Source organism: Halalkalibacter krulwichiae (genome assembly GCF_002109385.1).
In the GTDB taxonomy this organism is placed as follows: domain Bacteria; phylum Bacillota; class Bacilli; order Bacillales; family Bacillaceae_D; genus Halalkalibacter; species Halalkalibacter krulwichiae.
The window spans coordinates 2,065,774-2,085,931 of record NZ_CP020814.1 but is presented as its reverse complement, the minus strand read 5'-3'; the positions used below and the strand labels follow the sequence as shown (position 1 = coordinate 2,085,931).

The window sequence follows — 20,158 nt, the reverse complement described above, 5'->3', positions numbered from 1 at the left end:
TGCTTAAGAGAAGGATTGGTTCTAGGTACCTGACTATTTACTTACCGCTCACTCGTGACTTATCGCTTTTATTCTCATCAAAAGCAACCATTACTGCGTCAACATCTGTAAGACCTTCTTGTTTCACTCGATCGATTGCTTCGAGCATTCTTTTATAATCTTTTGGAATTACTTTTATAAACTTCGTTAAATAATCATTCCAATTCGCAAGAACGTCTGCTGCACGAGTGCTCTTCGTATAAGAAGAATGTTTTTCAAGTAATTCACGTAATTGTTCAATATCTTTATTTTCTAAAACAGGTTCAAGTAATATCATTTCTTTATTACATTTGCTATCAAATGTGCCATCTTCATCTAAAACATAGGCCACACCACCTGACATACCAGCAGCAAAGTTCTTCCCAACAGTTCCAAGGTTAACAACTACTCCGCCTGTCATATACTCAAGTCCATGGTCGCCGACACCTTCAACAACAACCTTGACTCCAGAGTTCCGGACTGCAAAACGCTCTCCTGCTATACCGCTAATATAAGCCTCACCACTTGTTGCACCATAGAATGAAGTATTTCCTATTAGAATATTATCCTCCGCTTTAAAAGTAGAAACTGTAGGAGGGTATACAATTATCTTACCCCTGATAATCCTTTACCAGTATAGTCATTTGCATCACCTTCAAGGCGTAGTGTCATACCTTTAGGTACAAATGCACCAAAACTTTGTCCTGCAGAACCTTTGAAATCGAAAGTAATTGTATCTTCTGGCAAACCTTCTGAACCATATTTCTTACTGATCTCACTACCAACTATCGTTCCAACAACTCGATCAATATTTTTAATTGGGAATGTGCCATTAACTCTCTCTCCACGCTGTAAAGCAGGTTGACTCGCAGCTAGCAGCTCCCTCATGTCTAACGATAGTTCAAGCTGATGATCTTGACTCTTTGTACAATAATTTCTTTCACGATTATTTGGTTTTGGTTGATAAAGAAGGTTAGAAACATCGATATGTTCAGCCTTCCAATTTTCAACATTAGTATTTCTTTCTAGAAGGTCTGTACGACCGATTAATTCATCAATTTTACGTACACCTAGTTCAGCCATAATTTCACGGATTTCCTCAGCTATAAATCTCATGAAGTTTTCAACGTGTTCAGCTTGCCCCATATACTTTTTACGTAATTCTGGGTTTTGTGTCGCAATACCAACAGGACATGTATCTAGGTGACAAACCCTCATAACGATACACCCTAACACAACTAGCGGTGCGGTTGAGAATGCATACTCTTCAGCTCCAAGTAAAGCTGCCATAACAACATCACGACCAGTCATAAGCTTCCCGTCTGTTTCAAGGGTTACACGGTCACGTAAATTATTTAATAAGAGAGTCTGGTGAGTTTCAGCTAGGCCAATTTCCCAAGGAAGACCAGTATGCTTTATGCTCGTTCTTGCTGCAGCTCCTGTACCACCATCATATCCACTTATGATAATTCCGTCAGCACGGCCTTTCGCCACTCCCGCAGCAATTGTCCCTACCCCTGTACCTGCCACTAGTTTTACACTTACTTTTGCAGTTGGATTAGCATTTTTCAAGTCATGAATTAACTCAGCTAAGTCTTCAATTGAATATATATCATGATGCGGTGGCGGTGAAATTAGCCCAACTCCTGGAGTTGAACCACGTACCTCAGCAACCCATGGATACACTTTGTTCCCCGGCAACTGACCACCTTCACCTGGTTTCGCACCTTGCGCGACCTTAATTTGAATTTCATCAGCATTTACAAGGTAATGACTAGTAACTCCAAATCTACCAGAAGCAACTTGTTTTATAGCACTACGACGCAAATCTCCATTCTCGTCTTTTGTGAAGCGGTTTGGATCTTCTCCTCCTTCACCAGTATTGCTCTTTCCACCAATGCGGTTCATTGCAATAGCTAAAGTTTCATGTGCTTCTTTTGAGATAGATCCAAACGACATGGCTCCGGTACGGAAACGTTTGAAAATTTCTTCAGCAGGCTCTACTTCATCAATTGAAATCGAAGTTAGGCTTTCTTTAAATGCAAGCAATCCACGTAACGTTGTTTGCTCCTTTGCCTGCTCGTTAATTGCCTTTGAATATTTTTTAAATAAGTCAAAGTTGTTGGAACGGCATGCATTTTGAAGCATATGAATTGTATGCGGATTGTATTGATGTGGGTCACCGTTCCGACGCCACTGAAGATCGTCACCCGGGTCTAATGCTTTATCAACACCAGCTTGATCTGAATATGCTCGACTATGACGTTGACGAGTCTCTTTTTCAATGATTTCAATATTAACTCCGCCAATCCTAGTTGTTGTCCACGTGAAATATTTATCAACGACAGACTCATGTATACCAACAGCCTCAAATATTTGAGCACCTCGATAACTTTGAATTGTTGAAATTCCCATTTTAGATAGAACTTTCATAATTCCTTTAGAAGCTGCTTTAACGTACTTATTTACTGCAGTTACATAAGAAACATCTTCAAGAAGACCATCTTGAATTAGTCCATCAATCGAATCGAAGACAAGATAAGGGTTCACCGCTTCTGCTCCATATCCAAGTAAACATGCGAAGTGATGAACTTCTCTAGGCTCACCAGATTCAACTAGCAAGCTAACTTGAGTTCTTGTACCTTTACGAATTAAATGATGGTGTAAACCACTTACAGCCAGTAGAGCTGGAATCGCCGCTTGAGTCGGGCTCATACCACGATCACTTAAAATAATAAGTGTATGGCCAGCTTTAATGGCAGCATCAGCACGAACAAATAATGATTCTAAAGCATCTGCTAGCTGATTCTCTTCCTTTGAAACATCAAATAGAATTGGTAATGTAATAGATTTAAAACCATCCATCTTATTATGACGAAGCTTGGCTAACTCCTCATTGTTTAAGATTGGGTAAGGCAAATGAATGTGTCGACAGCTTAATGGCTCTGGGTTTAGCAGGTTACGTTCTGCTCCGATTGTTGTTCCCATCGCGGTTACAACCTCTTCACGAATTGCATCAATTGGCGGATTCGTTACTTGAGCAAATAGTTGCTTAAAGTAGTTATAAAGTAGTTGAGGTCGCTTAGACAATACCGCAATTGGTGAGTCATAACCCATTGAACCTATTGGATCTACCCCATCACGTACCATTGGCTGAATTACTTTAGATAACTCTTCATACGTGTAGCCAAAAGCTAACTGGCGTGTACCTAAGTTTTTAAAGTCTGTATTTTCAACATGGGCAGTTTCTAGTACATCCTCTAATTGAATTAAGTGATCACTCACCCATTCCTCATATGGATGTTCACTTGCAATTTGGTGCTTAATTTCCTCATCTGGAATGATACGCCCTTCTTCAATGTCAACAAGCAACATTTGTCCAGGATGAAGTCGTTCTTTATATAGAATATTTTCTGGTTCAATATCAAGAACTCCAACTTCTGATGACATAATAATGTAGTCATCTTTTGTAACATAGTACCGCGATGGTCGTAAGCCATTTCGGTCTAAACAGGCTCCTATTTGCTTACCATCAGTAAATACAATTGCTGTCGGTCCATCCCAAGGTTCCATTAATGTGCTATGAAATTGATAAAAAGCCTTCTTTTCCGCACTCATATGCTCATCATTTTGCCAAGGTTCAGGTATCATCATCATTGCCGAGTGAGCCATTGATCGACCTGAAAGTGACAAGAACTCTATTGTGTTATCAAACATCGATGAGTCAGAACCATTTTGGTCAACAACCGGGCTAATCTTATCTAGATCCTCACCGAATACATCGGATTCAAACATCGCTTCGCGTGCATGCATCCAATTAACATTACCCTTTACCGTGTTGATTTCACCGTTATGAATCATATATCGGTTTGGATGGGCTCTCTCCCAGCTTGGGAATGTATTAGTACTAAATCGTGAGTGGACAAGTGCAATGGCCGTTTGGAAATCTTCGTCCGTAATATCTAAATAAAATTGATCCACCTGCTCGGTTGTTAACATTCCTTTATAAACGATTGTTCGACTTGAAAAGCTAGCAAAATAAAACGATTCATTCTCTGGTACGAACTGAATTAACTCCTGCTCCGCTCGCTTTCTTATTACATATAATTTACGCTCAAAATCAAGCTCTGTTTTCAAACTAGGAATACGTTTAATAAATAGTTGTCGAATAAATGGCATTGCTGCTTTTGCCGCATTACCAAGCATTGAATCATCAACTGGAACTGTTCGCCATCCTAGAAGCTCCATATTTTCTTTTTCTATAATAGCTTCTAGGCCCTTTTCACAGTTTTTCCTTGCTTCTTCATCCTGTGGCAAAAATAGCATCCCAACTCCATACTCGTCCTCACTTGGAAGAGTTATTCCATCTGCCAAACAGACCTTTTTAAAGAAACGGTGAGGTTTTTGTAAAAGAATTCCAGCACCATCTCCTGTATTAACTTCATCACCTTGCCCTCCACGATGTTCTAAATTACGCAACACATGTAGAGCATCTTTTACTACTTGATGAGATTTCTTCCCTTTCATATGGGCTAAAAAGCCGATACCGCAATTATCATGCTCAAATTGTGGATCATATAGGCCTTGTTTTTTCGGTAATTGTGAGTACCGCATTGGCATCAACCCCTTCTCCAAAAAAGTAAAAATCAATCAACTCTCCCCTAAAAGTCACGAGCTAATATACAAGATCATATCATTTTTCTGACATTTCGGCAAATTAAAATTTTCAACAATAAACGATGAAAGCGCTTCCCGCACTATGTTTTTAAAGAAAAATTATACATAACCCTTAATTCACCTACTTAAATGGTTGCATATTTATTCTAAATAATTTTATATTTATGCATTGTTTTTTCTCTGTGAAATGTTTTTCTATAAAAGCTTTTATCGCCTAATTTATTTCTTGGTCGATTCTTTCCCATCTCTTTCCATTCGGTCCATATCCTTGTTCTATAAATCTTATTTTTCCATTATTCCTAATTAAAATAATTGTCGAAGCGCGCGTCCCATACGTTTCACTTTTTATAAATATTGGAGAGAGTTGACGCTCTAAGTGCAACCCAACACCTGTATCAGGCAATAAATGATCATTAAAAATTTCATCATTCTTCAAAACGTTCATGCATAATTTTATTAATTCATTTTCTTGTTCACATTTTTGACAAATCTCTTTTATTTGCTTTTTTAGTCTTATAGTTTTTGGCCAATCAGTAAACAGGTCTGCATTACTCACCACATGAATGCCGTTTTCTAATTTTCTTGTTGATGATCGATTAGACATGTAGTACCAATCATCTCCCTTTCCGAAAATGAAATTATATCCTTGGTATAATTGTTCCTGTTTTGTAACTTGTTTTAGATAGTGCTTCACTTCAAGGTCTGTCGTTAAAAAATTTGACACTAAAGCCCCGCGACTACATTCTGCTTGATTTATTACAGCTTCACGTACGTTCGTCACTGCAGCAAACTTTCCTTCTTTTGTTACCCCTGCCCAAGTTCCTCCTTTTACTAAGTCTTTACCAGCAAAAACATTTTTGTCACCTTCCCAAAATGCTGCTCTGCTTGAAGCCCTTCCGTAGAATTCGTCTCTATTTGAGCAAACAATTAGTTTATATTGAGAGTGCACGTTTAAAGCTACTGCTAATAAACACATCTTATATTCACCACCAGTAATTCTTCTTATTCTTTTCTATTATGCTCAACGATTGTATTCACATTAAAAATCACTCATAATATTAGATGATCTTACTTTTGAAACATTCCGATGTTCAATTCGTATACCATAGATAGCTATTTGAAGGAGGAACTATAATGAGCCAACATACAAGTGAAAACAACAGTTTATTAGATCAGTACAAACAAGATTCAGATCTATCAAAATTACTTTCTAACTTAGATAAGTTAGGAGAGGATGAACAAAAGGAAGCTGGGGAGTCATTAGAGGCTTTAAAGCGCCCGGTAAAAGAAATGATGCAAGACCAATCGAATCAACTCCCAAAGCAACTGCATCAATTAAAAGAAACAGTCAGTCAGCTAGAGCCAAGTCATTTACAAGCTAGCCAAACTAAAAAGTGGCTAAATAAATTACTGAGAAGAAACCCAATAGAACAATATGCTCGTAAATACAAAACCGTTGAAGCACAGGTAGATTCTATTGTTGAAGGTCTTCTTAGCGGGAAAGATAAGTTACAAGAAGACAATTTAATGCTTCAACAGTTAAAAGAAACAGCGACAAAGAGGATTCACAACTTAAATGAACAAATTGCTATAGGTCAACAACTAAATAAAATGTTAGAGGATGAAATGATAAAAGAACAGTGGGCAGATAATCCTAATGAATTAAAGAAGGGACAATTGAAAGTGACATCGCGTGTTAAAAATATGTCACAAGCTGTTATGGTTCTACAACAATCCTTAGCTTCTGTTGACCTTATTGTTGAGAATAACGATAAACTAGAAGAGGCCATTTTTAACGCTATTACAATGACAAAAAATGTCATAACTGTTTCCGCTTCTATCCAATTAGCTTTATCAAACCAACAAAAAGTTATTAAGGCAGTTAAAAATGTTAATGAGGCTACAGAATCAATGCTATTATCAAACTCAGAGCTACTGAAACAAAATACAGAGGAAACATTAAAGACATTAGAAGAACCTGCGATTGCAATCGAATCATTCCGCAAAGCATACAATAACGTCTTTGAAGCAATTGAATTAACGGAAAAATCAAATGAAAGAATTGTTCAATCAGGACAGGAATTCATTAAAGAATTAGATACATTAAATAAAGAGATGCAAACAAAGTTACTGAACTAACGATTTCAGAATTATACAACTGCGAGAGGAGGTATATCTATAAATGGAGTGGTTTGACAAAATGATGACATGGTTTACTCCAGCACACAAAAAAACAGTTGATGAACATTTATTAAGAGAAAAAACAACGCGAAACTTAATTGAGGACACTGAAGCGTTATTAGAAAGAATGGCAGCAAATGCCCCGTCCTATAATAAGAAGCATTCTATGCGTAGAAAACAAAAAGACTGGTTAATTAAGGTAAAAGTAAATCATAATTTAATTTCTGTCATTATGATGGATCTTAAGCATTCACCTTCACCAATCAAGAAGCGCTTTGTCATTATATGTTATCGTAAATACATGAAATCAAAAGATGGTGTTGGCGTTTGTAAAGAGGCTAGTATTCGCTACATAAAAGATGGTAGAGCACAAGTTCGTTCCATTCAACAATCACCTTTATTTCACGCCATCTTCTTTCGTATACATCAGCTCGACTTAGCTTATTCAAATGAATTAGTTTCTATCGGACAACCTTCAACGGAAGTTCTCGCTAATCAAGAAACACTTTTGCAAGCTTCTCCAACTAATGATTTAACTATTTTATTAGAGGAGTCACATCGTTATATTCATACAGTTAAACAATTTTCGTTAGACCCTGTTATCGAGAGCAGACTTTCTAGAGTTCTTAAACAAGCAGAAAAACTTAAAGACGATTTCCTTTTATTGGACTTCGAGGAAAGACATACCGTTCGACGTATGTTCAAAAATGATATTCCCACTTTACTTCATACCTTTTTATCTTTATCCGTAAAGAACCAGTTAGAACATAAAGAAAATCTGTATGTCACCTTATCCAAAATGGAATTAACATTGATCGGATATGTAGAACGCTTAGAAAAACTTAAAGTCGAACGTATGGATCATCTACTCAAACTTCAATCTTTACGCTATGACAACAAATAATAAAGCAAAGACAATTGTATTCTTTCTAAAATTTTCCTTGTCACTCCCCCCTTTATGCTTACACTAGTTGTAAACACTTTCATAAAGGGGTTTTTACTTATGTCTACAATAACCGAATTTTCTTCAAGGTTGGCACTTATTGATGGATTTGATCTAGGTCTTAAAGAACGAACTGGAACATACGTTTTGAGAGAGCAGAAAATCACTTTAATCGAAAGCGGTCCAAGCCCCTCTGTTTCCCATGTCACTAAAGGTCTTAAAGAACTTGGGATAGACCTTAATGAGGTTGAATATATAATTGTCACACATATACACCTTGACCACGCAGGCGGTGCTGGCCTTCTTCTGAGCCAATGTCCAAATGCCAAGCTTGTTGTCCACCCAAAAGGAGCGCGCCATATGATTGATCCTTCACGATTAATTGCCGGCGCCAAAGCTGTTTATGGGGAACAATTTGATCAACTTTTTAACCCTATCGTACCAGTCCAAGAAGATTTAGTTATCATTAAGAAAGACCAAGAAACGTTAAAAATTGGACCTAATTGTGAACTTACTTTTTATGATACACCAGGACATGCTGCTCATCACTTTAGTATATATGACCCAATTTCAAACGGTATTTTCACAGGAGATACTCTTGGAGTTCGTTATGAGAGTTTAGCAAAAGAAGGTATTCATTTTGTTCTACCTTCCACATCACCTAGTCAATTTAATCCTGATGCCACGAAACTTTCACTCAAGCGAATACAAGCGCTTAATGTCGAAACGATTTATTTTGGACATTTTAGTGCCTCTCATGAGCCAGTTAAAGTGTATAATCAGCTATCTGAATTTTTAGAAGTGTTCGTATCAACTGGTAAAGAAGTTTTTGATCAGGGCGGCTCTTATCTCGATCTTCAAAAAAGATTACTCACAACTATTACAGAGTACTTAGACGAACTAAATGTTCCTAGAGACCATCTCGTATATGAACAACTAGCATTAGATCTTGAAATTTGCTCGATGGGGATCATAGATTATTTTACAAAACAACGAAAAGACTTCTCTAGTAAATTATGATGGCACTTGCTTTACGAATTCATTCACAACTATAATTAATATACTAGCAGGTGTCTTCAAGAAGTTGTCAAAAGTGAGGGTTTTATGGACCGGAATAAAGCACAAAAACATATTGGGAAAATGGTAAAAATAAATGATGGGGATGCGGGCGTCTATGCAGGAATATTAAAAGAAATCAGAACTGAGGCTCGTAAACCATGGAAAGGCGTTGTCCAAATTCTAGTTGTACTAGATTTGCCAACTTTTAATCCTTTAACTAACCAACTACCAGATCTTAAGTATAAGCATATGCAAGTAATAGAATGTACAGGAGTTAAACTATCACCTTACCCAGAAGAAGGTATCTCACCTACTTTTGAACAAAGTATCGTACTAGCTGCTCAAACTCGTTCGAAAAGTTTGCAACAAGACGTAGAGACATATGATGCTAAACAACAAGCAATTATGAGCTTCTTAAGGCAACAAGGAATTGATGTAAGTAAGGCCGATTTAGAGCTTTACGACAATCAAATAGATGACGTAATAAACTATACATTCCATCATGATGGAGATTGCTATATTTTGATTGATGAAAATGAAGAGCGTCTTGATCTAAAGGACTGTCCGTTTACATTCACTTGGACATACAAAGATCAAAGTGTCAGAGGGAAATACGAGGAAAACGGGACATTTATATCCGAAAGCGGAGAACGATACAACCCAAAAGAAGGTTCTACATTTTCAATATCAAAAGAGCAATTTGATCCTTATATGATTCTTCAAAATGAGCTAGAGCCTACAGCATTACTATCATTAGAGAAGAACCTAGCCCATTATCAATTAACACATAAAGACTTACTAGAGTGTCACAATTCACTTCTTACTCAATTACTGTCTACTGATAAAAAGACTTCTTTTAAGGGTGTAAACTTTTTAACATATAAAGGAAATGACGAACTTGTTATTGTGCAACATCACTATGAGCGAGAGCTACGTAATTATAAAAGCGATCGAGTCTATGATCGTTTTGAATTTACGTCAGACAAAGGCAAACGTTCTATTGTTACTTACTCAAATGAGTACTCACTTTAAAAAGAAATCTTTAATGTTATAAGAAAGGCTACTGATTTCAGATCAGTAGCCTTTCTTCCTATTGATTTTCAAACTATTGTCCTCTTCTATTGGGACATACTCTTTCTTATTTTTGGAATACCACTCAAGAATCTTATTAGCATATGTCTGATCAAGGTCAAAAACGGTAAAAGATTTTCCGATTACACTTGATAAAATTGAAAAACGAAAGCTCGTCAAACTCCTCTTCTCTTGAAAGAAAGAAGTCCTAGTCTCTACCGCTTGAACTTTTCTTAATTCAGAAATAACAGTCGTTTGACTTATCTTACGATGACGCAAAATGAGTAAACGCTCACTATAACCAGCACCAGCATCTTTATATTGTAAGTAGCCAAAAACAATAAAAATAAAGATGAAACTAAACCCATAATAAGCAACTGGATTAAAAAAATACCCAATAACAATAATGAAAAGTAGCGGAGTTACTATATTTCTAATTATAAAACGCAGACGCGATCTCTTAGGTACAGAGTGTAAAGAGTAACTAACAGCATATGACGGCAATAACTCATTTAAAATTGTTTTTATGTCAGAGTGCCTAACGATTGGTAATAATACTGTAGATAATTGCTCTTCATTTGTACCACCGCCTGCACTTTCAACATATATTGCAGAAAAACCAAACGGTTGCCTAAAAATGTTCCTTACAATTCTGACAGCGGTGACTCTATTCGTATGAATCGTTAATTGCCGCTTCTCAATTAAGCCTCTTGAGATTACAAGCTCTTCTCCATGTTTTTCAATTTTAAACCCACCATATTTTAACAATGTTCCAACAAATGAAATGCACCAAGATAGTAGGACAACGGTGAACAACAGAGTTACAATTAAAAAGAACCCTGATTGACCTAAGAAACCAAAAATTAAATCATAAATTGATTCAGGTAAAAACTGTTCAACTTGACTAAAAAGTGCAGCAACAGCTGAAATCGCAAGCCCAATTCCACTCGAGGTCAGCGCTGCGATCAATAGATGACGTCTTGATAATAACCATGTAAATGAAGTTTCTTCTTTTGTGTTATTTATTTGTTCCTCGCTACCCTCTTTCTCATATTCCATTGTATTTCTATGTTTCTTAAGTAATAAGGAACGAATATTTTCAGCATTCTCTCTAGAGATAGCAATTAAATTAACTTCGGGCTCTGCTCCTCCTCCGGCTGTTTCAATTCTTAATTTGACTAAACCAAAAAGGCGTTGAAAGAAACCAGCTGTGATATCAATGCTTTGCACTTTCTGTTGCTGAATATAGCGCTTCTTTTTTATGAAAATGCCTCTTTGTATATAGAGCTCACCTTCCGAGATGCGAAATCGAAATGTTAACCAATGACCTATTCCTTGAATAAAAACAAAGGTTAATATCGCCATCCATATGTACTCAAAGCGAAATAAACCTGCAGGTTCATTTGTATTACCTAGAAAGAAACTTAGTACAAGAGGGATTAGAAAACTTCTTAGAGCAGTTAAAAAAGAGACAAAAATAGCAGCAATGTGTAACCTATGGAGTTCATTCATCTTCTGCCACCGCTGCTAATTCAGCTATCCGATCTCTTAGTTCATCCGCTACTTCCATCGTCAACGAAGGAATATGATGAACGGTAGCGGCAGTTGAGATCGAAACTGTTGCTAAGTTGTACTTTCTGGCTAACGGTCCTTGTTCCGTATCAACATGCTGCACCCTAGCCATTGGGATTAGTGTTCTTTTTACGATAAAAACTCCCCGTTTAAGGTCAATCTCATTAGAATAGACATCGTAATGCCAACGCCTCCATTTAATAGGGGGCAACACTAACACGGTGACACTTGCGTACCCAATATAACTAGCAATAAGCAACCATAGAATCCAAAAAGGCATCTCAAAGAAGTACAATAATATTCCATATACAAGCGGGAAAATCGCCACGAAAAGACTTTCAAAAAATGCTTGCCACCTCCAAAGCGGCAAGGCTTTTCTCGGTAAGACTTGAGAGGGTTCAACTCGCACTGTAAAACCTCCTCTATATGTTAGGAGCTTTCTTCCTCATCTGTTACATAGATAATTGAGACACCTAAACCTTTAAGAAGTTTAATAAGAGATTCATTTAATTCTTTATCATAAACAAGACCAACCGATTCAACTAACTCCAACTCTTCTAAATAACCATTTTCAGCATCTTCAATTAATTCCAACAGATCTTCCATTTCAGATTGCTTCAGTTTAGCTACAACTTCTTCTCTGTTCATTTGAACACCTCTATTCATTTGTTTTTCGAGATTCAGTCATTTGTTTCCAGACCGATCCCTTCGCTTCTTCTCCACCCTCAATCCTTGCAAGAGCCATTTTCACTTGCAGAGCTACCTCAAATTCAGAATCATTTTGAGCAGCCTTCAAAGGTTCTATTGCACGTTGATCGCCCACCTCATATAAAAACATCGCTGCACGCCAACGAACTAACTTGTTCTTATCCTTTAACGCTTCAATCATTGCCGGAATAGCATCCTCATTCCCTAGATCTGACAAACAGTCACCCGCTGTTCTTCTTACTGTTACAGAAGGATCCTTTAATGCTTTATATAAGTAGGGTAATACTGCTTCCGTTTCAATCATGCCAAAATATACAGTTGCTAAGCGACGTATAGAAGCTTTTTCATCTTGCAACGCTTTTTCAAGTACTGGAATGTCTTTTTCTTTTGGATCCATTCTCTCCAAAACAGCATATCGATCACGCCAATCTTCTTTATCTAACATCTCTACAGTTACTTCTATGAACCTTTCTCTTTGAGCTTCTTGAATTTCCTCAGACCCATTTGCCATTGCAACTAAATTATCTAAACGTTCTTGAGAATATGCCGCTGACAATTCATCAGAAACTTCTTTCGCTATATCATCCAATTCACCATAACGAATACCTTTATCCACCCATTTTCTAGCAATTACAACATTGTCTTCTGGTTTCTGAGCCTTTGAAACTGCTTGAATGAACCGCTCAGGCAACCCTTCTCTTTTATCTTGTTCCCCATCAGTTAATTTAATTTGCATAGGGATCCCTTTAAACATTTGCACAGAAACATTAACTTCCCCAAAATGATCGTTCACTTGATCTTGATTTGATTGGTCGGAAACATCCTCACCAAACACAGATCGAACCTGAGGGAGAATGGCTTTCCAGTCAATTTTGGGATGTCTGTCTATCGCAATAAAGTCTGCAACATGATAGACCCCTTTAACACCTTCAATCTCAAATAATTGCTGTATGTAAGCTGGTGCTTCATTTTTATTTTTAATTGTATAACTATTTCTTGCACTTTCTCCAAGGCTTTCACTCAATGTTAATTTCATTGTATTTGGACTTGGAGTGGGTTCAATTGATTTTATATACATAGATAATCCTCCTATCAGTGATCTTCTACATGATCTTATCACAGCTGAAAAAAACGTGCCAATAACACGGGTTAACCGAGTTAAACAAAAATAGGAAATGTAAAGCAATTCCATCAAAAAATAGAGCTTGTCTGTTATAATAGATAGAAAAGGGAGGTTTTTTAAAATGAGAATAGCTTTTTTATCTGATATTCATGGAAATGCAACAGCCTTAGAAGCTGTATTGAGCGACGTTCGATCACAACAAGTAGATAAGATTTGCTTTCTAGGTGACTTATGTTTCCGAGGACCTGAACCTAAGCGTGTTCTAGATATTGTCCGTAGTCTAGATGCGGAAGTAATAAAAGGGAATGCTGACGAGTGGCTAGTCCGTGGAATTAAGGAAGGTGAAGTACCTGATAACGCACTTGCCATTATGAACCAAGAGCGTGATTGGACACTCCAACGACTTAATCAAGACGATTTAGATTACTTAGCAAATTTACCGACTGAATTAATTCTCGAAGATGGACTAGATTCAATCGTTCACGCCTTCCACGCGACACCAGACAGTTTGTTTGATGTCGTATTACCTGATAATACGACTAAAATTGAAAATACATTAATGCAACGAGATGAAGCTGACCTGTACGTTTATGGACATATCCACAATCCTTTTATAAGGTCCATGCACGGCAAAAATGTTGTGAATACTGGGAGTGTAGGAATGCCATTTGATGGACACCCTCTAGCTTCTTATGTAATCGCAGATATTGAAGAGGGCAGACACCGTCTCCACCTTAATCGTATTCCATATAACCGAGAGCATGTTGTTGAAATCTATAAACAAGGCGGTTATCCAAATATTGAAACGATGGGAAGAGTCATTTTCTATGGCGTTAGACCTTAACTAATAATAAGGTTAGAGACACCTTTCATGATATCCATGATCGTTGCTTTATCATGATATACAAAAGCAATTTCTTTGTCCTTATTGATTAGAACAGTTGTTGGTACACCCATACAACGATATAGATCATAAACTTTAGTTCCTTCATCTTGATAAACTGGGAATGTGAAACGCTGTTTCTTTAGAAATTCAGTAAGATGGATACCGGGATCTCTTCCCGTCACATGAATCATAATCATTTCCAATTCATTACTAGTTGCCATTGATTCGAATAAGGCTTGTTTTGCTACTAAGTCTTTTTGTGAATCAGGACACCAAGAAGTCCAAAAAGTGAGCATTGTAACTTTTTTAGAGGCATCATCTAATGACCAGTTAGTCTTAGCATCTACAGAAGCCAATGTGAAATTTGGTGCTTTAATCATATTCATCATCCTTATCAACTGGTACTTACTTAAAAAGGTGACTCTCAATAAGTAGAGTCACCTTTTTTTGCATTATTTAGTACAATGCTCATTATAAGCCATTGCTAAATTACGAATAATACTTTCCGGAGTCGCGCCCTCAATCTCTTCTCTAGGAATAAAATGAACAACCTCTTTTCCTTTTAACAAGGCCATTGATGGAGAAGATGGCGGGATATCTGAAAAATAAGAACGCATTTGAGCGGTCGCTTCCTTATCTTGACCAGCAAACACCGTCACAAGGTGGTCTGGAGTTTGGTCATGTTGCAAAGATGTCACAACAGACGGACGGGCAAGCCCAGCCGCACAGCCACATACGGAATTAATGACAACAAGAGTCGTTCCTTCTGCTGCCCTCATATACTGATCGACTTCCTCAGCGGTAGTTAGCTCCTTAAAGCCATTTTCTGTTAGTTCTGCTCTCATTGGCAAAACAACTTGTCTCATATATTCTTCATAAGCCATTGACATAATTATTTCCCCTTTCTTACTTGCTCTTTTCCTGTAGACTCAGAATTGTCGCATATCGCTTGACTATTTCATGCACGTAACTAATTGATCGAAAAGCATAAATACGTTCTACCCCTAGTCCTCTTTGAAAAATGAATAGGCAAGGTACGCTTTTAACCTTCCATTGTTGTGCAAATAGTGGTGAATGATTAATATTTAGAGAATACATAGGCAACGCATCAAAACTAGACTGAACCACCCTTAACATTTTTTCTGCTAATTTACATGTCCCACACAATGGACTATACACAAATACAATAGTGATAGGGTCTCTGTCAGCTAATTTTTCAGCTAGTTTTTTGCTTGAAATCTCCTCCATTACTCTCCCTCATTTCATCATTTTCTATTTTAACAGAAAATAATGATGTTTGCATAAAATTACTAACGACTACATGTAAAAAAGGTGATTCACAAGCGTGCTTGTCAATCACCTTCCATTACTTAGCGCTTTAAAATATAATGATTTTGCATTTGACGGACTTGAATCTGCGCTCGGTATAACTCATCACGTTGTTCAGGTGTTGCAGCATGAAGTAACGTTTCAAGTTCTTGATCCATTTCTTGCAACTGATTTTGCATAAATGTATATTCTTCAGGATCACCCGCTTCTACACGTTGCGAATCATCAAATACTTTTTGTGCCCCTTGCAATGTCATCTCTACCTGTTCAAGAAACTGCGCTACATGAGTGCGTTCTGCCATGATCATTCCTCCTACTATCGATGTGAAGTCCTAATCTTACTTTGCACATCTTGCAAAGGCCTTATTCATATCTTATGTACCATTAAATCATAAGCAATTAATGAATTAGGAAAGATCTCTTCAGCATCTTGTTGAAGCAATTTTTCTTCTCCAGCATAACGTGAACTTACATGTGTAATAATTAGTTGTTTAACTTCTGATTCTTTAGCGAGAGTAGCAACATCCGTAATAGTTGAGTGGCCAAATTGTTCCGCATGTCCTTTCTTATCATGTCGGAAAGTTCCTTCATGAATTAAAAGGTCAGCTCCTTCACTGAACTTTCTCATCTTAGTAATCGGTTTAGTATCTCCAGCTATTATGACTACCCGGCCTTTTTTTTTCGCACTTATAAAATCGTTCCCATTAATAGAGAGTCCATTATCTAGTTGAATTGTTTCCCCATTTTTTATTCTTTTATAAATTGGACCAGGCATAATACCTAGCTCTTCTAATTGATCAACCAGAAGTGCACCTGGTTTGTCAGCTTCCGTTATTTTAAACGCAAAGCTCGGCATCACATGTTCTAATTCAATCGTCTCTACTTTTATTGAATTATCTTGAAAAATTATTCCTTCTTCAATAATTTTAAATTCAAGCTCATAACTCAAATATGATCGAGACAGACTTAAAGAAGACTGGATATATTGTTCAATTCCAGCAGGACCATAAATGAATAATGGCGAAGTAGCTCCTTGAGCAGAACGGGAACATAACAGACCCGGCAAACCAAATATATGGTCGCCATGCAAATGCGTAATAAAAATCCGATTAATTTTTGATAAGGTTACAGGGCTGTGCAAAATTTGATGCTGTGTAGCCTCTCCACAATCAAATAACCACTGTGTACTTTTTTCTTGAAGGAATCTAATAACTAAACTACTGACATTTCTCGAAGTTGAAGGAACTCCAGAACCAGTTCCTAAAAAATGAAATTCCATCGTAGCCACCTAATTCGCTAATGCATCTGCAAAAGCTTTAGCATACGGAGGAAGATCAGGCGGCCTCCTACTCGAAATAATATGCCCATCTACGACAACTGCTTCATCCACCCAAATTGCCCCAGCATTTTCCATATCATCCCGTATCCCCGGTGTGCTTGTAACCTTTACCCCATCCAAAATTTTTGCAGAGATTAATACCCAGCCGGCATGACAAATCTGACCAATTGGTTTTTTTGCTACATTCATCTCATTGACAAAGCGAAGAACATCCGGATATCTACGTAATTTATCTGGTGCCCAGCCTCCAGGCACAAGTATTCCGTCATAATCTTCTGAACGAACCTGTTCATAACAAAAATCTGCAGTTGCAGGAACTCCATATTTACCAATGTATGTTTTCCCTGCTTCCAATCCTACTAAATCAACAGTTGCTCCTTCTTCACGCAAACGCATAATCGGATACCATAATTCAAGATCTTCAAATTCTTCATCAAGTATTGCCATCACTTTTTTCCCTTGTAATCGCATAATCCTGCCTCCAATTCAATTTCTTTCCTGCAAGTATAGCATGACTTGCCTTTTAACAAAAATGATAATTAAAAGTTACTCATCACGATCCAATTCCATATAAAAAAGCAAGGAACGAATCCCTTGCTTAAGTGAATTTATCTAGTACTGACTGACCTAGACCTGACTCCTTCATACTCCTCTTGCTGCTCAGGTACTTTAATTGGTGACTTTTTATATCTGCCAATAATTGCACTCGCTATAAAAATCGTGATTACTGATAGGAGAGCATTTCCCCATCCAACTAATAAGCCCGCAAATATAATAATGGCTAGGTCACTTATAAAAATAGTAATTCCACGATTGATGTTCCATTTTTGGTCTAAGTACAAAGCTAAAATGTGTATACCACCAAGCGAAGAACCATTATTTAGTACAAGTGTTACCCCTATACCAATACAAAGACCTGCTATTAATGGAGCAATCCATGTAGGCATAGAAAAAAATGATAGTAACTCAAATCCATCACGAATGATAGAAATCCCAATAATGGACATAAAGCTTGAAACAGTAAACCATTTACCAAGCTTTTTAAAAGACATCCAAAAAAATGGTAAATTGACTAAGAAAAACAGCACACCCCACGACCAAGAGCTTACAAATGTTAATACTGTCGCAAGTCCTGCTGTTCCTCCAAAAGTTAACTCATTAATAGATAAAAATTTCAGGCCAAGTGATGTAAGAATCAACCCTAATAGAACAAAAGTAACACTCTTAATTCTTTCAGCCATCGAACCACCCCCCTATTTTTCTATTACACTATCTACCTTACGTCATCCACTACCTATCGTCAATGCAATTTTGTGAATTATTATTCATCAGAATTGTCTGAAAAGTCAACTTTTATCGTGCACCTTTATCATTCCAATCATAGAAATATACATTTTTTATTCATTAATAAATAAAAAAAGAACGAAGTATTCTAATTACACTTCGTTCTTTACCAATTGAGCTAAACCCTTGATCAAAATCACGATTTCTCGCTACTATTAATTTCTAGTTAAATTAGCAAATGGAAAAGGCTTTCGTCTTTATTGACTTCTTGATAATCAAAGCCTTTCTTTTCGAGACGTTCAATTAATCCTGGATAATCTTCACGATGTTTTAATTCAATACCAAGTAATACCGGCCCATTAGATTTATTGTTTTTCTTTGTATATTCGAACCTAGTAATATCATCATCAGGCCCAACAACTTCTTGAATAAACTCTCTTAAAGCACCGGCGCGTTGCGGAAATTGAATAATAAAATAATACTGTAAACCTTCATAGATTAATGAGCGTTCTCTCATCTCTTGCATCCGTCCAATATCATTATTTCCTCCGCTTACGATACATACGACATTTTTTCCTTTAATTTCATTTTTATAGAAATCTAATGCTGTAATCGGCATTGCTCCTGCTGGCTCCGCCACAATGGCATTTTGATTATATAACTCCAAGATCGTCGTACAAATTTTACCTTCTGGAACGAGAACGATATCATCTAGCAAGTTCTTACAAATTTCAAAAGGTATTTCTCCAGATTTTTTAACAGCGGCACCGTCCACAAATTTATCAATGTTTTCCAACTCGATTACTTTGCCTTGTTTAATTGATTCTTTCATTGAAGGTGCACCTAATGGTTCACAACCAATTACCGTTGTGCTAGGACTAATACTTTTAATGTATGTACCCACACCACTAATTAGGCCCCCACCGCCTATTGATGCAAATAAGTAATCAATGTTCTCATCAATATCATTCATAATTTCCATTCCAACAGTTCCTTGTCCTGCAACGATCTTCTCCTGATCGAAAGGGTGAATAAAGGCCATTTGGTGTTCATCGGAATAACTTATTGCTTCATTATAAGAATCATCAAATGTATCCCCTACTAAAATAACGTCTACATACTCTTTACCGAAAAACTTCACTTGATCAACTTTTTGACGTGGTGTAGTTGTTGGCATAAATATTTTCCCTTGAATACGTAAAGTACGGCAAGAATATGCAACACCTTGCGCATGATTACCAGCGCTCGCACAAACAACACCATTATTTAACTCTTCTCTAGTTAAACTAGAAATTTGATGAAATGCTCCACGAATTTTAAATGAACGAACAACCTGCAAGTCCTCTCTCTTCAAATAAACATTACATTCATATCTTTCAGATAATACTTGATTTAGCTGTAAAGGTGTATGAGTAACAACGTCCTTTAAGCGTTGGTTAGCAATAATGATATCCTCAATATGTACGGTTCCCATTGTTTTAATCCTTTCACTTCAAAATCTTCAATAAATAATATGTTTATCTTATCATAACCGTTGATGTTTGCGTAACCCTATAGATTAAGTGAAATACAAGAAGTTAAAGTTGGCGCTTTCGCAAATAGATATTTTCGTCATTGATTATTTAAAACGTCCTAACTATAATAGAGAAGACAAACAAGATGTATTGAAATACATAGTTAACACATCTGTTTCATTCAAGGAGGGTTGATCATGAGAAGACTTTGCACTTTACTTTCAGCCATTTTATTGGCTTTTGTCATCGCACCTGGACAAATTCTTGCAGCAGGAGGCGGAGCAGAAGATGCTGCTCACGCAGAACCATCTGGACTGTTATTGGCAACATTAACCATTATGTCTATTTTAACTTTAGTCGTAATGATTTTTTTCTCGTTTCGCGATAATGGTTAATTAGAAAAGTGGACAATCAATCCAATTGTCCACTTTTTTTGATTGATGAAGTAAAGGCA

Annotated in this window: 19 protein-coding genes and 1 pseudogene; 6 read left to right on the top strand and 14 right to left on the bottom strand. The window is 36.9% G+C overall.

Annotated elements, in window-relative coordinates; genetic code table 11:
• Window positions 1–37: 37 nt before the first annotated feature.
• Both gltB and BkAM31D_RS10450 read right to left on the bottom strand, forming a co-directional pair.
• Window positions 38–4,632 (bottom strand): annotated as a pseudogene (gene gltB / locus BkAM31D_RS10455) (glutamate synthase large subunit).
• A gap of 277 nt (window positions 4,633–4,909) precedes the next feature.
• Window positions 4,910–5,671, bottom strand: coding sequence for an NRDE family protein (locus BkAM31D_RS10450; RefSeq protein WP_066151392.1), 762 nt, complete (start codon window positions 5,669–5,671; stop codon window positions 4,910–4,912).
• 158 nt (window positions 5,672–5,829) lie between these two features.
• On the opposite strand from BkAM31D_RS10450, the gene BkAM31D_RS10445 reads away from it, so the two are divergent.
• The 4 genes from BkAM31D_RS10445 to BkAM31D_RS10430 all read left to right on the top strand — a co-directional run bounded on the left by BkAM31D_RS10445 (window position 5,830) and on the right by BkAM31D_RS10430 (window position 9,910).
• Window positions 5,830–6,834: a toxic anion resistance protein gene (locus BkAM31D_RS10445; protein ID WP_066151393.1), complete on the top strand. Its 1,005-nt coding sequence runs from the start codon at window positions 5,830–5,832 to the stop codon at window positions 6,832–6,834.
• A gap of 43 nt (window positions 6,835–6,877) precedes the next feature.
• Window positions 6,878–7,780: a hypothetical protein gene (locus BkAM31D_RS10440; protein ID WP_066151395.1), complete on the top strand. Its 903-nt coding sequence runs from the start codon at window positions 6,878–6,880 to the stop codon at window positions 7,778–7,780.
• A gap of 99 nt (window positions 7,781–7,879) precedes the next feature.
• Entirely contained in the window at window positions 7,880–8,839 is a 960-nt protein-coding gene (locus tag BkAM31D_RS10435; RefSeq protein ID WP_066151396.1) for an MBL fold metallo-hydrolase, read from the top strand.
• Window positions 8,840–8,923: 84 nt separating this feature from the next.
• Window positions 8,924–9,910: a DUF2777 family protein gene (locus BkAM31D_RS10430; protein ID WP_066151398.1), complete on the top strand. Its 987-nt coding sequence runs from the start codon at window positions 8,924–8,926 to the stop codon at window positions 9,908–9,910.
• Window positions 9,911–9,952: 42 nt separating this feature from the next.
• Here the strand turns inward: BkAM31D_RS10430 and BkAM31D_RS10425 are convergent, their stop codons facing one another.
• The 4 genes from BkAM31D_RS10425 to BkAM31D_RS10410 are packed head-to-tail and all read right to left on the bottom strand — an operon-like array spanning window position 9,953 to window position 13,307.
• The gene (locus tag BkAM31D_RS10425; RefSeq protein ID WP_066151400.1) at window positions 9,953–11,461 is read right to left on the bottom strand and encodes a PH domain-containing protein; all 1,509 of its coding nucleotides are present in this window, start codon (window positions 11,459–11,461) and stop codon (window positions 9,953–9,955) included.
• On the bottom strand, window positions 11,454–11,930 hold the full coding sequence (locus tag BkAM31D_RS10420; protein ID WP_066151402.1) for a PH domain-containing protein: 477 nt from the start codon (window positions 11,928–11,930) through the stop codon (window positions 11,454–11,456). Before BkAM31D_RS10420 ends, BkAM31D_RS10425 begins: the two co-directional genes overlap by 8 nt.
• A gap of 20 nt (window positions 11,931–11,950) precedes the next feature.
• Entirely contained in the window at window positions 11,951–12,169 is a 219-nt protein-coding gene (locus BkAM31D_RS10415; RefSeq protein ID WP_066151404.1) for a hypothetical protein, read from the bottom strand.
• Window positions 12,170–12,179: 10 nt separating this feature from the next.
• Window positions 12,180–13,307 (bottom strand): conserved virulence factor C family protein, encoded by a 1,128-nt coding sequence (locus BkAM31D_RS10410; protein ID WP_066151406.1) that lies wholly within the window; start codon window positions 13,305–13,307, stop codon window positions 12,180–12,182.
• A 166-nt stretch (window positions 13,308–13,473) separates the two neighbouring features.
• Between BkAM31D_RS10410 and BkAM31D_RS10405 the strand changes: the two genes are divergently transcribed.
• A complete protein-coding gene (locus BkAM31D_RS10405; protein WP_066151408.1) occupies window positions 13,474–14,196 on the top strand; it encodes a metallophosphoesterase family protein in 723 nt (240 codons plus the stop codon).
• Here the strand turns inward: BkAM31D_RS10405 and BkAM31D_RS10400 are convergent.
• The 8 genes from BkAM31D_RS10400 to ilvA all read right to left on the bottom strand — a co-directional run bounded on the left by BkAM31D_RS10400 (window position 14,193) and on the right by ilvA (window position 19,664).
• On the bottom strand, window positions 14,193–14,618 hold the full coding sequence (locus BkAM31D_RS10400) for a TlpA disulfide reductase family protein (RefSeq protein WP_066151410.1): 426 nt from the start codon (window positions 14,616–14,618) through the stop codon (window positions 14,193–14,195). The two genes, BkAM31D_RS10405 and BkAM31D_RS10400, sit on opposite strands and share 4 nt — an antisense overlap.
• A gap of 72 nt (window positions 14,619–14,690) precedes the next feature.
• Window positions 14,691–15,128, bottom strand: a complete 438-nt coding sequence (locus BkAM31D_RS10395) for a BrxA/BrxB family bacilliredoxin (RefSeq protein ID WP_066151412.1) — start codon at window positions 15,126–15,128, stop codon at window positions 14,691–14,693.
• 16 nt (window positions 15,129–15,144) lie between these two features.
• Complete coding sequence (locus tag BkAM31D_RS10390; protein WP_066151414.1) at window positions 15,145–15,486, bottom strand: thioredoxin family protein; 342 nt, start codon at window positions 15,484–15,486, stop codon at window positions 15,145–15,147.
• Window positions 15,487–15,608: 122 nt separating this feature from the next.
• Window positions 15,609–15,869, bottom strand: a complete 261-nt coding sequence (locus tag BkAM31D_RS10385) for a DUF2524 family protein (protein WP_066151416.1) — start codon at window positions 15,867–15,869, stop codon at window positions 15,609–15,611.
• A gap of 65 nt (window positions 15,870–15,934) precedes the next feature.
• Window positions 15,935–16,846 carry a ribonuclease Z gene (gene rnz, locus BkAM31D_RS10380; protein WP_066151418.1) on the bottom strand — a complete coding sequence of 304 codons (912 nt, stop codon included), beginning with the start codon at window positions 16,844–16,846 and terminating at the stop codon, window positions 15,935–15,937.
• Between the two features lie 9 nt (window positions 16,847–16,855).
• Window positions 16,856–17,377 carry a type 1 glutamine amidotransferase domain-containing protein gene (locus BkAM31D_RS10375; protein ID WP_174521900.1) on the bottom strand — a complete coding sequence of 174 codons (522 nt, stop codon included), beginning with the start codon at window positions 17,375–17,377 and terminating at the stop codon, window positions 16,856–16,858.
• A 137-nt stretch (window positions 17,378–17,514) separates the two neighbouring features.
• Entirely contained in the window at window positions 17,515–18,147 is a 633-nt protein-coding gene (locus BkAM31D_RS10370; RefSeq protein WP_066151422.1) for a YitT family protein, read from the bottom strand.
• A 269-nt stretch (window positions 18,148–18,416) separates the two neighbouring features.
• A complete protein-coding gene (ilvA, locus tag BkAM31D_RS10365; protein WP_066151424.1) occupies window positions 18,417–19,664 on the bottom strand; it encodes a threonine ammonia-lyase IlvA in 1,248 nt (415 codons plus the stop codon).
• A 237-nt stretch (window positions 19,665–19,901) separates the two neighbouring features.
• Between ilvA and BkAM31D_RS10360 the strand changes: the two genes are divergently transcribed.
• Window positions 19,902–20,099, top strand: a complete 198-nt coding sequence (locus BkAM31D_RS10360; RefSeq protein WP_066151426.1) for a hypothetical protein — start codon at window positions 19,902–19,904, stop codon at window positions 20,097–20,099.
• Window positions 20,100–20,158: the final 59 nt, after the last annotated feature.

Excerpts from the sequence above, each read along its gene's own strand:
- BkAM31D_RS10450 (WP_066151392.1), bottom strand. The coding sequence starts at position 5,671 with ATGTGTTTATTAGCAGTAGCTTTAAACGTGCACTCTCAATATAAACTA.
- BkAM31D_RS10445 (WP_066151393.1), top strand. The coding sequence starts at position 5,830 with ATGAGCCAACATACAAGTGAAAACAACAGTTTATTAGATCAGTACAAA.
- BkAM31D_RS10440 (WP_066151395.1), top strand. The coding sequence starts at position 6,878 with ATGGAGTGGTTTGACAAAATGATGACATGGTTTACTCCAGCACACAAA.
- BkAM31D_RS10435 (WP_066151396.1), top strand. The coding sequence starts at position 7,880 with ATGTCTACAATAACCGAATTTTCTTCAAGGTTGGCACTTATTGATGGA.
- BkAM31D_RS10430 (WP_066151398.1), top strand. The coding sequence starts at position 8,924 with ATGGACCGGAATAAAGCACAAAAACATATTGGGAAAATGGTAAAAATA.
- BkAM31D_RS10425 (WP_066151400.1), bottom strand. The coding sequence starts at position 11,461 with ATGAATGAACTCCATAGGTTACACATTGCTGCTATTTTTGTCTCTTTT.
- BkAM31D_RS10415 (WP_066151404.1), bottom strand. The coding sequence starts at position 12,169 with ATGAACAGAGAAGAAGTTGTAGCTAAACTGAAGCAATCTGAAATGGAA.
- BkAM31D_RS10410 (WP_066151406.1), bottom strand. The coding sequence starts at position 13,307 with ATGTATATAAAATCAATTGAACCCACTCCAAGTCCAAATACAATGAAA.
- BkAM31D_RS10405 (WP_066151408.1), top strand. The coding sequence starts at position 13,474 with ATGAGAATAGCTTTTTTATCTGATATTCATGGAAATGCAACAGCCTTA.
- BkAM31D_RS10400 (WP_066151410.1), bottom strand. The coding sequence starts at position 14,618 with ATGATTAAAGCACCAAATTTCACATTGGCTTCTGTAGATGCTAAGACT.
- BkAM31D_RS10395 (WP_066151412.1), bottom strand. The coding sequence starts at position 15,128 with ATGTCAATGGCTTATGAAGAATATATGAGACAAGTTGTTTTGCCAATG.
- BkAM31D_RS10390 (WP_066151414.1), bottom strand. The coding sequence starts at position 15,486 with ATGGAGGAGATTTCAAGCAAAAAACTAGCTGAAAAATTAGCTGACAGA.
- BkAM31D_RS10385 (WP_066151416.1), bottom strand. The coding sequence starts at position 15,869 with ATGGCAGAACGCACTCATGTAGCGCAGTTTCTTGAACAGGTAGAGATG.
- rnz (WP_066151418.1), bottom strand. The coding sequence starts at position 16,846 with ATGGAATTTCATTTTTTAGGAACTGGTTCTGGAGTTCCTTCAACTTCG.
- BkAM31D_RS10375 (WP_174521900.1), bottom strand. The coding sequence starts at position 17,377 with ATGCGATTACAAGGGAAAAAAGTGATGGCAATACTTGATGAAGAATTT.
- BkAM31D_RS10370 (WP_066151422.1), bottom strand. The coding sequence starts at position 18,147 with ATGGCTGAAAGAATTAAGAGTGTTACTTTTGTTCTATTAGGGTTGATT.
- ilvA (WP_066151424.1), bottom strand. The coding sequence starts at position 19,664 with ATGGGAACCGTACATATTGAGGATATCATTATTGCTAACCAACGCTTA.
- BkAM31D_RS10360 (WP_066151426.1), top strand. The coding sequence starts at position 19,902 with ATGAGAAGACTTTGCACTTTACTTTCAGCCATTTTATTGGCTTTTGTC.